We start from the raw sequence: 12,942 nt of genomic DNA on the forward strand, positions 1-12,942 counted from the left end.
ATTTTTTTCACGGCTGGTTTTTCATTAATTATTCATTTGGTGTTTATATTTGTGATTATATCTCATTGTAAAGTAAGCGATGGTTCCTACAGAGAAAATAAGCATAAAGCCTATTAGAATGATGAAATTTTGCCACATGAAACTGTAATCGCCACTTGAAATAACAGCCTTAAAGCCTTGAACCGAATAGCTCATCGGCAGATAGGCATTGAAATGCTGTAAGAAGTTCGGGATTAACTCAAGCGGGAATGTCCCGGCGCTGGTAGTTAATTGTAAAATCAAGATAATAATCGCAATAAAGCGGCCAGCATCGGCAAATACCGAGACAAGGAGCTGAATTAACGCGATAAACGTTAAGCTTGTTATTATTGAAAAAAGAATAAATTTTGGTACGCTTTGAACATCTAGACCTAATCCTACAAGAAGAATCACATCTGCCAATAAAGCTTGGAAAATTCCAATCCCAGCCATGATTGAAAACTTACTAGAAAACCAGTTAAATCCATTGGCCGGAGCAATCGCTGTATCACGAAGTGGAAAGACAATTGAGAGAAGAAGTGCACCCACAAACAAGCCTAATGATAGGAAATATGGTGTAAATCCCGTTCCATAGTTTGGCACATGATTAATTTTTTCACTATCTAGCTTTACCGGAGCTGCCATCATATTATAAGTCTTTTCATTTGAGTGAACCTTTGCAACTTCTTTTCCACCTTCTGAAAGTTTATCTGCTAATTCCTTGGCCCCATTAGAAAGTTTGGATGTACCGTCTTTTAACTGCCCGGAACCATCTGCCAATTGTCCCGTTCCAGATGTTAGGGCAGACGCACCCGCTGTTAATTGATTCATACCATTTGTAAGATCCGCGGCTCCTTTTTTCAGATTTCCCGAACCTAATGCTAATTGTCCGGTTCCTATGGTAATTTTATCAGCACCATCTGCCAACTGACTGATCCCATCAGAAAGATTGTTAGTGCCATCTGTTAATTTTGATGAACCTGCATATAAATCATGGATCCCTTTTTGCAATTCCTGCTGACCGCCATTAACTTTGCCAATACCGGCAATTAATTGATCAAAATAAGGGGTTGTTTGTGCTTTAATTTTATCCTCTAAGCCCTTCGATGAACCTGCTAATTTTTCATCTACCCCTGTTTTGAATTGGTTAAAGCCAGCTTCCATTTTAGGGTTAAGTTCTGATAAAATTTGCTGCTCTAACTGTTCTTTCGTTGGCGCATTTTTTTTCTCATTAGCCATTATTCCTTGAACAAGTGCTGGATCCACTTTGTTCTCAATTAAGGTTTGGGCTAGTTTCTGCATTTTCTCTGTTTGTTGCGTTATTGTTTGATCCGCAATTTGGGATACTAATGTGTTAGTTAACTGTGATTGAAATTGATCAATACCCGCATTAAGTTCGCCAACACTACCAGTCAATTCTTTTTCAATTCCTGCAGCAATTCCTGCGGGAAGGTCACGTTTTAATTGTTCTGCACCTGCAGATACCTCCTTCGTTCCATCAATAAGCAACGGAAGATTGGCATCAGCTTTTGCTAGCCCTTTTTTCAACTCAGTCGATCCTGTGGCTACTTGTTTAGAGCCGGAAGTTGCTGCCTTCACACCATTGTCGAATTCAATCGACTTTTTTGCTAAAGTAGTAAGTCCGTTATACAAATCCATCGAACCAACTGCAAGCTTATTAGATCCGGCATCAGCTGCTTTCATTCCACCGTTAAACTCACTTGTTTTTTCAGCAAGGGTTGCAAGTCCTTCATTTAAATCCTTTGAGCCTTTTTCAAGGTCAACAGAACCATCACTTAACTGGACAGCACCATCGCTCGCCTTTACAACACCATCGGCAAGCTCACTGATTTTATCAAACATGGTTTCAGCATAAGTTTCAGTTACCTTTTCAGCAACAGCTGTTTTGATTTTTTCTGCAGCCGTGCCGCCGATTTGCGCAGATAAGAAGTTATAACTTTCATTAGGTGTATAAACCAATTCCAGCTTTTCCGGTTGCTCATCCAATAAAGTTGTCGCATTTTTTGAAAAATCCTTCGGGATTTCGATGACCATATAATATTTCTGTTCTTTTAAGTTATCGTAGCCCTCTTTTTTATCGACAAACTCAAACCCAAATTGTTTATTTTTCTTTAGCTTAGCTACTAAATCATCACCCAGCTTCAAATGGGTCCCATCGAGTGTTGCACCCGCATCTTCGTTGACAACAGCAACTGGAAGTTCATCAAGTTTTGCGTATGGATCCCAGAATGCCCATAAAAACATTCCTGCATATAATACGGGGACAAACATGACAGCAATAATTGGGATTAACACTTTTTTATTCCTTACAATAGCAAGGAGCTCTTCCTTAAATAGCATGTTTTTCACTAATGATCCTCCTTTTATATTTATGACCATTTTGTTCATTTGGTCATTTTTAATCAAAAAATAAGGACTATCCCATAGACAACCCTATAATTGACTATTAACCACCATAGTAAATTATGACCACTTGAACAATTCGGTCATTTAATACTTTTAGAGTATACAACGATTCCTGCCTGTTTGCAAGCAGAAAAAAGAAGCTGTTATCAATGAACAGCTCCTTTAGAAAAATCTTTTCCTGATAAAAACTCCAGGACGTCTTTGACAGCTGCCTCTCCTTGATCAATACAATCCGGAAGTCCAACACCACCATAAGAAGAACCTGCTAAAAATACACCAGGTAGATCCGTTTTCATATGCTTTAAAATGTCAGCTAAACGTTGTTTATGTCCCACTGTATATTGGGGCATTGAATTTTTCCAACGTGAAATGATTGCAAAATCCGGATTCATTGTGATGTCCATCGTTTTCTTCAAGTCATCTAGTACAATCTTAATAATTCTGTCATCAGAGAGGTCAACGATGGCTTCATCTCCAGACCTCCCAACATAGCAGCGGAGTAATACTTTCCCTTTCGGTGTTGAATGATCCCACTTTTTATGTGTCCAAGTACATGCAGTGATCGAATAATCACTATTTCTAGAAACAACAAAACCTGTTCCATCGATGTCATTTTTCACTGCCTCTTCCGGAAATGCTAAAGCTACTGTTGCTACTGATGTAGCAGGGACTGATTTCAAAGGATCAAAAAAACTATACTCTGCAAACATCGCCTGTGTTATTTTATGAGGAGTCGCTGCAATGACGCTATCTGCCACCATTGTTTCCCCATTATTGAGATAAACTTCATACTTATTCTCAACTTTGGTGATTTTGTCTACACGATGTCCTTTTAAAATAGATATTGGATCCAATTTTGCTTCAATGGCTTCTGCAAAGGATTGAAGCCCCGTTTTAAATGTTAAGAAAGCTCCTTTAGCTTTTTCCTTACTTTCAGGTTTGCTGGGTTGGGCAGGGGTAGATTTTTTCATGCCAATGATCAGGCTTCTATATTTCTGTTCTACCTCATAGAATTGCGGGAAAGTAGACATGAGGCTTAATTGATCTATATCACCCGCATAAATCCCAGATAATAATGGTTCAATTAAATTTTCGACAACCTCATCGCCTAGTCTTCTTCTGAAGAATTCTCCTAATGATTGGTCTCTTCCGCTTTCGGACCGAGGTAAAAGGAAATCTGCCGCAGCTCTTAGTTTACCGGGAATAGAAAAAAGACCTGTTGTGAGAAAAGGTCCTACTTCCGTTGGAATTCCCATGATCGAACCACCGGGCATTGAGTGAAGTTTCTCGTTAACTAAAACGAATGATTTTCCCGTGGAATTATGGACTAATTGATCATCCATCCCTACTTCCGCAGCTAACCTGGAAATACTTGTCTTTCGTGCTAAAAATGAATCCGGACCTCTCTCAATCGTATAACCGTCCCTGACAACGGTTTGCATTTTGCCACCGAGACGGTGTGATGCTTCGATGAGTTTAATTTCATACGGGAGATTATGTTCTTGAATTGCTTTTTGAAGATAAAAAGCTGATGTGAGCCCAGCAATTCCTCCCCCAATGATGATAATCTTTTGTTTTTCTTCCGCCACGGTGCTCACCTTCTTCCACTAATCTGAATCTTACTCAGCTGTCATTTTAAGAACAACAGTCGACAATGCATCAATAAATTCTTCCTTTGCATTTGGCATTTCCGGTCGATAATAGCTTACACCTAATTCTTCCGTCACTTTTCTACATTCATAATCATTATCATAAAGCACTTCAAGGTGTTCAGATACAAACCCTAAAGGTGCATAAACAAATGCCTTATAATGATGCTCTTTATATAAATCCCTTGTTAAATCCTGAACATCTGGACCCAGCCAAGGCTCTGGAGTTTGCCCAGCACTTTGCCAGCCAACAACGTATTTTTTTACACCAGCCTGTTCAGCAATTAAGTCAGCTGTTTCTTTCAGTTGACTCGGATATGGATCCCCAAACTGCAGAATCTTCTCTGGCAGACTATGCGCTGAAACGATGAGTACAGCATCAGCCTTTTCTTCTTCAGGCATTTGGTCAAAGATTTTCTTAATCTTTCCTGCCCAATAATCGATAAACTTTGGTTCCTGATACCAGCTTTCAATTGTTCTTATCTTTAGCCCGCCTAATTTTTCTGCTTCTTCTTGGGCTCTTCCATTATAGGATTTTATGCTAAAGGTTGAAAAATGCGGAGCAAGAACTATACTTACAGCCTCTTCGATCCCATCAGCATGCATTTGATGAACAGCATCTTCAATAAACGGCTGGATATGTTTTAGACCAAGATACATTTTGAATTCTATATTTTGTTGAATTTTATTTAGATGTTCTTCGAGTTTTTCTGCTTGCTCGAGTGTGATCTTTGCCAAAGGGGAAATCCCGCCAATCGCTTCATACCGACCGCGAAGCTCTTCAATCATTTCTGGAGTTGGCTTCCGGCCGTGGCGAATATGTGTATAGTACCCCTCTAAATCATCTAAGTTATATGGGGTACCATATGCCATTACCAGCAGACCCATTTTCTTTTTTGTCATGTCCGCACCTCATTTTCAAGTCTCTTCGCTTTTCCGTATTCAATGTTGGACGACTGATTAGGTTGCGGGCCAATAAAAGCTGGAGTACTCTTAAAGACCCAATATCAAGCAGCCCATATTATTGTGCCAAAAAATTGGACTGCTTACCAATTTAAAGACTTAAGATGGAAACTTAACGACTGAGTTTTGATGCTGAATACTCATGGACAAATGAAGTTAATTTTTTCAACGTTTCTGGGTTAACTGAAGGGAATACACCGTGACCCAAATTAAAGATGTAACCATCTTGTGCCATTCCTTGGTCTAATATTGCTTTCGCTCTTTCTTCGATTACTTCCCATGGAGCTAACAAAATAGCCGGGTCAAGATTGCCTTGAACGGTTTTATGAATGCCCATTTCCCTTGCCTCGTGAATTGGCAGACGCCAATCTAAACCTACAACATCAAGTGGCAGGTCATTCCATTCTAATGCAAGATGGCTAGCACCAACGCCGAACATAATTAACGGAACATTTTCCTCTTTTAATGAAGTAAAGATACGATTCATGACAGGCTTAATGAAATAACGATAATCCTCTACATTGAGTGCTCCCACCCATGAATCAAAAATCTGGATGGCCCTTGCACCAGCTTTAATTTGCGACTTTACATATGTAATGATCATGTCCGCAAGTTTCTCCATAAGTGCAAACCATGCCTTTGGCTCGGTGTACATAAACGCTTTGGTCTTATTATAGTTTTTAGAAGGGCCGCCTTCGACCATATAACTTGCCAAAGTAAATGGTGCACCAGAAAAACCGATTAATGGCACGGATAATTGCTCTTGGGTTAATAATTTAATGGTGTCCAATACATAAGGAACATCTTCTTCTGGATTAATTTCTCCTAGTTTTTCAACATCTGCTAAAGAACGGATTGGATTGTCAATAACTGGTCCAATCCCACCTTTTATTTCTACCTCCATGCCAATCGCTGGCAGGGGTGTCATTATATCTTTATATAAAATGGCTGCATCGACGTTGTATTGTTCAACAGGCAAGCGCGTTACATACGCACAAAGCTCAGGCTGGTGAGTGATTTCAAATAAGGAATACTTTTCTTTAATCTCTCTGTACTCTGGTTGTGAACGACCAGCTTGGCGCATATACCATACAGGTACATGGTCAGTTTTCTCACCTCTGGCTGCTTTTAAAAATGTTTCATTAATCGGTCTTGTCATTAGGGTAGTCCACCTTTCAAAAACATGTCTGTTGTCCATTTTAATATATATAGCATGAATTTAAAACTCTCTGATTCTTTCTAAACTGTATTTACTATATCTATTAATCCTATTTGTGTATAGATAACGCTATTAACTGTCAAAAAAAAGTCGTTTTTATGTTTTAAAATTCGTTAAATCTGCAGGCTGACTTCCCAATATTTTTTCACTTTTAGCTCTCACCACTTGATGCAATTTTCATATTCTGTATTACATCCAACAGGGCTATAGCCCCCCTGGGTGAAAGAAAGGAGGAACTTGTATGATTGTCGAGCTTACTGCACTTCATTGGATATATGTGACCTTTATTGTTCTTATTATTGGGTTTATGGTAATGAGAAGGGACACATCCATTGTTTGTATCGTCGGTATTTTCCTAATTGCTATCACAGCAACCGGGTCGTTAAGTCATTCGATAAGTAGTATTTTCAACAGTTTCAGTTATGCCATTACAGAATTATTATCTACTATTCTTGTTATTTCAATAATTGTAGCGATGAGCAATACATTAACGGTAACCGGAATTAATGATGTCATGATTTCACCTTTTCGAAAACTTATCCGTAACCCCACTCTCGCCTATTGGACAATAGGAATTCTAATGATGATTATTTCCTGGTTCTTCTGGCCTTCCCCTGCTGTTGCACTTTTAGGTGCCGTCCTACTTCCAGTTGCGATTCGAGCAGGACTTCCTGCCCTTGGCGTTGCCATGGCAATGAACTTGTTTGGTCATGGAATCGCTTTATCTGGTGACTTCGTGATCCAAGCTGCCCCCAAACTAACCTCTGATGCGGCCGGTATTCCAATTCAAGATGTTATTAATGCCAGCATTCCATTAGTGTTTATTATGGGTCTTGTTACAACCGTTACGGCATTCTACTTCTTACGAAGGGATATGAAGCGTGGTGTTCTAACCACTACAACTTCTGTCAGCGCGGATTCGCCTTCGAGCAGCACTGACCATCCTGCGCTTTTATCACTTGCTCAAAAACGCTTCTTTGCTATATTAGTACCATTATTATTTGCTGCAGATGTTGCCGCCATGTCAATCCTTGATTTAGCAGGTGGTGATGCCACAGCATTAATTGGTGGTACCTCCATTCTAATTCTTCTGTTAATCACTTTAACGAGCCATAAAAATAAAGGCTTAGAAAAAACAACACAATATTTAATAGAAGGATTCCAATTTGGTTTTAAAGTTTTTGGTCCTGTTATTCCAATTGCCGCATTCTTCTATTTGGGTGACGCCGGATTTGGGAAAATCATTGGTGACTTTTTACCGAAGGCTTCCCAAGGGATTGTCAATGATTTAGGCGTTTCTCTCGCGAATATCGTTCCGTTAAGCAAAGAAGTTGGGGCGATTACCCTAACTACTGTAGGGGCCATCACTGGTCTGGATGGTTCAGGCTTTTCAGGCATATCGCTTGCCGGATCCGTTGCCAGCCTATTTGCTGTGGCTATAGGTAAAGGTGCTGCCACATTGACTGCACTCGGGCAAATCGCTGCTATATGGGTAGGCGGCGGAACACTTGTACCATGGGCGTTAATCCCGGCTGCCGCTATCTGTAATGTTGATCCATTTGAACTAGCCAGACGAAACCTTCTACCAGTTGTGATCGGTCTCGTCGTGACAACGATTGCAGCAATGTTTCTCATTTAAACCAAGTAAAGAGGCTGATCCAGTGATCAGCCTCTTTACTTATTTTATAGCTTTTTTTAAATAGGTATATATTTGAATCCAAATCACTACCCAAAGATAACCTAAAGCATAGCCTCCAAGGACATCAGAAGGATAATGAACATGTAATATAATTCGGCTAGCACCTATTAATAATAGTAAGATGGTTGTAATTGCAGCAATGGTTATTTTTCCTGCCTTTGATTTTGTTCCCTCAATTAAAAGATACGCAATCATAAAATAAACAATCATCCCTACCATGGCATGACCGCTCGGAAAACTGTAGCTTTTCACATTGACAAGATGTTCAAGGTCTGGCCTTGGGCGCTCAAAAAGATCTTTTAAAAGCTTACTAATTTCATTACCTAATGCTATTGATAAGGCCAGGACGGCAGCACCAACATAGTTCCTTTTTTTTAGTAGTAACCAGGCTAACGCAAGCAAGGCCACAACCCCAATCCCTTTTTTATCCCCCATTTCTGTTAGTTGAATAAATAATGGAATGATTGTCTTAGGTACATGTGAGAATAACCCTGCTATTTTTTCATCAATCCAAAATTGGCTGTGGATACCAACTTTGATTGTAGTAAATAAGGCAAATAATACAGCAATAAACATAAAAATAAAAGAAGGATTCCACTTGTTTTGATTTTTCCCCATTCCCCAAACCCTTTCCTGCATCTATCTAGTAGAAATTCTAATAAAAGTATAATGAAAAGGAATATAAAAATCTACTTTATAGGATAAAAGTGATAAAATAGTTTGAAAATACATTCTTTATTTCTGATACGTTTGGGGGAATCGATTTGTTAAACAAGCTGTTTGCTGTCTTAGAAGGGTCATATGAAGAAATGGTTGCCTTACGCCGTTATATGCACCAGCATCCAGAGTTATCTTTTCAGGAATATAATACAGCAAAATTCATTCAATCCTTTTATGAGAAGCTCCAAATTGAAGTAAGAGTTAACGTGGGTGGTAATGGTGTAGTTGCTAAGGTTTATGGAAAGAAGCCTGGTAAAACTGTTGCATTACGCGCTGATTTTGATGCATTACCCATTCAGGATGAAAAGGAAGTTCCATACAAATCCTTAGTTCCAGGAGTGATGCATGCTTGTGGACATGATGGTCATACGGCTACTCTCCTCGTCCTTGCAAAAACAATCAACGATTTAAAAGAGGAATTAGAAGGCACATATGTTTTTATCCATCAACACGCTGAGGAGTATGCTCCTGGTGGTGCGATTTCAATGATTGAAGATGGATGTTTAGATGGTGTTGATGTGATTTTTGGTACTCATTTATGGGCAAGTGAACCGACGGGAACCATCCAATATCGAACCGGACCAATCATGGCGGCGGCTGACCGCTTTGAAATTGACATCCAGGGTAAAGGCGGTCATGGTGCCCAGCCACATAAAACGGTAGATGCCATCGTAATTGCTTCTCAGCTTGTTTTAAATCTACAGCAAATTGTCAGTCGCAGGATTAATCCGATTGATTCCGCTGTTGTCACCATTGGCTCTTTCACGGCACAGAATGCCTTCAACGTTATAGCTGACAAAGCGCGTCTCATTGGCACTGTGCGGACTTTTAATGATAGCGTCCGTCAATTTATCGAGGATGAAATGGAAAGAATTATTGCTGGTACATGCTCTATGTCAGGCAGTTCGTATGAATTTAGGTTTGATCGGGGCTACCCTGCGGTGGTCAATCATGAGAAAGAAACCGCTTATTTGACTTCCTGTGCACAGAAGGTCGCAGAAGTAACCACTATGGAAGAAAGCGAGCCGCAAATGGGCGGTGAAGATTTCGCCTATTATTTGCAAAACGTGCCAGGTACATTCTTCTTCACTGGAGCAAAGCCGGTAGGTAGCGAAACAGGATACCCTCATCATCACCCCAAATTTGATATTGATGAAAAGGCAATGTTAATTGCAGCGAAAACATTGGGTGTGGCCGCAATTAGTATTCATGGTAATGATTAAGGAAAATCCCCTGAACTCAAATTGGGTCAGGGGATTTTGGCAGTAGTCTTAATCGATAGGCATTCATAGCTGTTTCTCCTAAATGCTTAAGGAGATTGTGATTGGCATAAGCACCGACAAAAGCTCCAATGCCCGGGACTAGTTGGAGCATTTTAGCTAAGTCGATATAATCCCGATACTCCTGCTGAAACTTGCGCCAATCCATTTCCACAAGAACCCACTTTCGATTCTCCCAGTTTTCAATTTCATCTAGTGTACTCTTACGTATGTCCTCACTTGAAAATGCAAGCTGAAAAACATGAAGAATAAAAAGTCTTTCTGCATATTCCTTTGTATTAAACCCATAGATGGATGCTGCTTCAAATAGAAATTTCATCTTAATGGAAAGCAGTAACGGAAAGTCAGCAAGTCCAAGCAAAATACCACCAGCCCCAGTCCCCGCACCTTCAATCATCGCTGTCTTTTGAAAGGCAGTGATTTTTTTAGCTGCCAATTCATCTCTTTCAGCAAGCGTTAACCCACATGCCTGATCCTTATTTGTTGTCACCTGCGAGCCGAATAACGTTGCTTTTACCATTGCTTTGATACTTTCTGTCATTACCTCATGAACCTTTTCAGGAATTAATTCATTTATTTTCACTTGAGCTTTTTTCGATAATCGGTTCATCATCCCTGAACGTCTCGTTAATTTTCGTTTCCACTCTTCGACTTCCTCAAAAACCTTTATTTCATACTCGTTCATTGGCAACCCCTCCACAATAATAATATGCATACATACGAAGTTCTCCGCCCAATAGTTTCAAAAAAATCCCCTTCTATGATTTAAAAGGGGATTTCCGATTATGATTTAAATCGTTTACTAGCGTAAAAATAAACAAAAACATAGCTAAAAACAAGTCCAGCACCTAAAGATAGCAACGATATGAACAAATCACCTTTAAACAATATAAATAATGAAAAGATGACTGCTTGGATCGCTAAAATGGTCATTAATAAAGAGTAAAATGCTCCTGTTTTATATTTTTGTTCCACAGGATATAAGTCTACCCATAGTTTATTTTGATGATGATTCCAAAGTGGAAGAAGCTGAAAACCCGTTAAATATAAGAATAAAATTCCAAGTAAAATTTGACCTATCCCAAAAGCAATAAAATAAATCGCAAGTGCACCAATTACTGTTAAGCGCGTAAAGAGTCCTAGATAATCAGATGACCGTAAAAAGGCTCTCGAAAACAAATATTGATAGGTCTTATCTCGGGAAAAGGCAATTCGGTTAATGAATAAATCTAACCATTTTCTTCTTTTTACCGTATCCCTTAATTTTGGTACGTCTGTAAACATATTTGCCAGCCGGTAGAAGGACGCCATCCTTTTCTCTTCTTGATTAATTAATAAATCCCATTTAAGGCCCATTTTCTTAGTTTGAACATAAAAGTAAAAGTAATAAAAAATATAAACTACCACAATTAGCAATAGGATAAAAATACTCGCTTGTTTAAATAACAAATATGTAAAAGTTGCATTTATTAAATAGCGAACAAAGTTGTCCCATCTATGGATAGAAGATTGTACGAAATAGTCGATTCGCCAGCTAGTTGCTAAATTCCAAGCCTTTATGGCCAAAAGTATAACTAGAAAGGGGATAAATGAACGGAAGCCAGTACTACTTATTTGGGCATACATTGGCATCAAAACTGCCAACACCATAAGGAGAAGATACCCTTGAAAAACAAGACTCGCTCCTCCTGAACGAAGAAAATATCCTTTTAATTTATCCTCAAGCGGGAGTATAAACACCTGATCGGCTTCAAGCAGGAAATTGTAAACAGGACTATAGGTTAACAAGATACCAATCAATACAGCGATAATTATTTCTGCAGGAAAACCATCTGAAAGGGTTTCAATCCACTTTTGATAATAAAATGAGGCCGTTCCAATTAAAAACAATAAAACAACGACCAGATGCCCATTGAAAATATAGCGTAAATACCTGCCTAAATCTTTAATACGACTGCTAGCTCGGTCTTTCCAAAGCTTTTTTTCATCAAACATAATTTTCTTCCTTTGTTAATTGAATATACAAATCATCTAAAGAAGCAGCTGGCATGGAAAATTGCACCCTCAACTCCTCAAGCGTCCCTTTTGCACGTATTTTTCCTTCATGCAAGATCACAAATCGATTACAATACTTTTCCGCAGTGGCCAAAATATGAGTGGACATTAAAATACCTGCACCGTTATCTTTCATTTTTTTCATTAAATCAAGTAGAGATTGAATACCCAGCGGGTCAAGCCCGACAAAAGGTTCATCAACAATATATAGAGACGGCTGAATTAAAAATGCACACATAATCATTACCTTTTGTTTCATGCCTTTAGAAAAATGGGCAGGAAACCACTTTAAACGCTTTTCCATACGAAATTCTGTCAGCAATGATGTAATACGCTCTTTATAAGTGGCCTCATCAAGACCGTATGCCATTGCCGTAAGTTTCAAATGCTCCTCAAGGGTCAATTCTTCATATAAAACCGGGGTTTCTGGAACAAACGTAAACAATTTACGATAAGCTTCTTTATTTTCTGTAAAGGTTTGTCCATTTATTTTTACTGCACCACGGTGTGGTTCCATTAATCCAATAATGTGTTTTATGGTTGTACTTTTGCCCGCCCCATTTAATCCAATAAGGCCGACGATTTCTTTTTCCTTTACTTCAAAGGAAACATCTTTTAAGACAGGGTTTCGGGTATATCCACCGACAAGATTTTCGATCATTAATAAAGACATTTGCAACGTCCTTCCTAAGCACGATTATTTTATTATTTTAACAAATTGTCCTTGATAAAAATAGAAATTCAATTTTTTATCTTTTTTTTGTATATTTCTTTTCACATCGGACATCATAATATTCGAAGGGGAAATAACTTACTTCGATGAAGCGATTCATCAAAACTTGAGATGAGGTGTCTGTCAAAGACAATTTACATTTCAAATAAGTGAGCTTCCAATCCGTTTCAGATAAGGGG

The 12,942-nt window shown here is 38.9% G+C and carries 10 protein-coding genes; 2 read left to right on the forward strand and 8 right to left on the reverse strand.

Annotation, left to right across the window (positions count from 1 at the left end; genetic code table 11):
• Positions 1–24 precede the first annotated feature (24 nt).
• The 4 genes from J7E67_RS11985 to hemE form a co-directional block, all read right to left on the reverse strand.
• Entirely contained in the window at positions 25–2,379 is a 2,355-nt protein-coding gene (locus J7E67_RS11985) for a YhgE/Pip domain-containing protein (RefSeq protein WP_251026722.1), read from the reverse strand.
• A gap of 212 nt (positions 2,380–2,591) precedes the next feature.
• A complete protein-coding gene (gene hemY, locus J7E67_RS11990) occupies positions 2,592–4,034 on the reverse strand; it encodes a protoporphyrinogen oxidase (RefSeq protein ID WP_214713227.1) in 1,443 nt (480 codons plus the stop codon).
• A 30-nt stretch (positions 4,035–4,064) separates the two neighbouring features.
• Positions 4,065–4,997: a ferrochelatase gene (gene hemH / locus J7E67_RS11995; protein ID WP_214713228.1), complete on the reverse strand. Its 933-nt coding sequence runs from the start codon at positions 4,995–4,997 to the stop codon at positions 4,065–4,067.
• Positions 4,998–5,169: 172 nt separating this feature from the next.
• Complete coding sequence (gene hemE / locus J7E67_RS12000; RefSeq protein WP_214713229.1) at positions 5,170–6,216, reverse strand: uroporphyrinogen decarboxylase; 1,047 nt, start codon at positions 6,214–6,216, stop codon at positions 5,170–5,172.
• 301 nt (positions 6,217–6,517) lie between these two features.
• Between hemE and J7E67_RS12005 the strand changes: the two genes are divergently transcribed.
• A complete protein-coding gene (locus J7E67_RS12005; protein WP_214713230.1) occupies positions 6,518–7,915 on the forward strand; it encodes a hypothetical protein in 1,398 nt (465 codons plus the stop codon).
• Positions 7,916–7,954: 39 nt separating this feature from the next.
• Here the strand turns inward: J7E67_RS12005 and J7E67_RS12010 are convergent, their stop codons facing one another.
• The gene (locus J7E67_RS12010; protein ID WP_214713231.1) at positions 7,955–8,593 is read right to left on the reverse strand and encodes a phosphatase PAP2 family protein; all 639 of its coding nucleotides are present in this window, start codon (positions 8,591–8,593) and stop codon (positions 7,955–7,957) included.
• A 146-nt stretch (positions 8,594–8,739) separates the two neighbouring features.
• On the opposite strand from J7E67_RS12010, the gene J7E67_RS12015 reads away from it, so the two are divergent.
• Positions 8,740–9,918 (forward strand): M20 family metallopeptidase, encoded by a 1,179-nt coding sequence (locus J7E67_RS12015; protein ID WP_285291924.1) that lies wholly within the window; start codon positions 8,740–8,742, stop codon positions 9,916–9,918.
• 16 nt (positions 9,919–9,934) lie between these two features.
• Here the strand turns inward: J7E67_RS12015 and J7E67_RS12020 are convergent, their stop codons facing one another.
• The 3 genes from J7E67_RS12020 to J7E67_RS12030 form a co-directional block, all read right to left on the reverse strand.
• Positions 9,935–10,660, reverse strand: a complete 726-nt coding sequence (locus J7E67_RS12020) for an EcsC family protein (protein WP_214732003.1) — start codon at positions 10,658–10,660, stop codon at positions 9,935–9,937.
• Between the two features lie 98 nt (positions 10,661–10,758).
• The gene (locus J7E67_RS12025; protein WP_214732005.1) at positions 10,759–11,970 is read right to left on the reverse strand and encodes an ABC transporter permease; all 1,212 of its coding nucleotides are present in this window, start codon (positions 11,968–11,970) and stop codon (positions 10,759–10,761) included.
• Entirely contained in the window at positions 11,963–12,703 is a 741-nt protein-coding gene (locus tag J7E67_RS12030; RefSeq protein WP_214713234.1) for an ABC transporter ATP-binding protein, read from the reverse strand. Before J7E67_RS12030 ends, J7E67_RS12025 begins: the two co-directional genes overlap by 8 nt.
• Positions 12,704–12,942 lie beyond the last annotated feature (239 nt).

The organism is Bacillus sp. ISL-46, from assembly GCF_018613205.1.

What these genes read in the sequence shown, in the direction of transcription:
- J7E67_RS11985 (WP_251026722.1), bottom strand. Translation starts at nt 2,379, where the DNA reads ATGCTATTTAAGGAAGAGCTCCTTGCTATTGTAAGGAATAAAAAAGTG.
- hemH (WP_214713228.1), bottom strand. Translation starts at nt 4,997, where the DNA reads ATGACAAAAAAGAAAATGGGTCTGCTGGTAATGGCATATGGTACCCCA.
- hemE (WP_214713229.1), bottom strand. Translation starts at nt 6,216, where the DNA reads ATGACAAGACCGATTAATGAAACATTTTTAAAAGCAGCCAGAGGTGAG.
- J7E67_RS12005 (WP_214713230.1), top strand. Translation starts at nt 6,518, where the DNA reads ATGATTGTCGAGCTTACTGCACTTCATTGGATATATGTGACCTTTATT.
- J7E67_RS12010 (WP_214713231.1), bottom strand. Translation starts at nt 8,593, where the DNA reads ATGGGGAAAAATCAAAACAAGTGGAATCCTTCTTTTATTTTTATGTTT.
- J7E67_RS12020 (WP_214732003.1), bottom strand. Translation starts at nt 10,660, where the DNA reads ATGAACGAGTATGAAATAAAGGTTTTTGAGGAAGTCGAAGAGTGGAAA.
- J7E67_RS12025 (WP_214732005.1), bottom strand. Translation starts at nt 11,970, where the DNA reads ATGTTTGATGAAAAAAAGCTTTGGAAAGACCGAGCTAGCAGTCGTATT.
- J7E67_RS12030 (WP_214713234.1), bottom strand. Translation starts at nt 12,703, where the DNA reads ATGTCTTTATTAATGATCGAAAATCTTGTCGGTGGATATACCCGAAAC.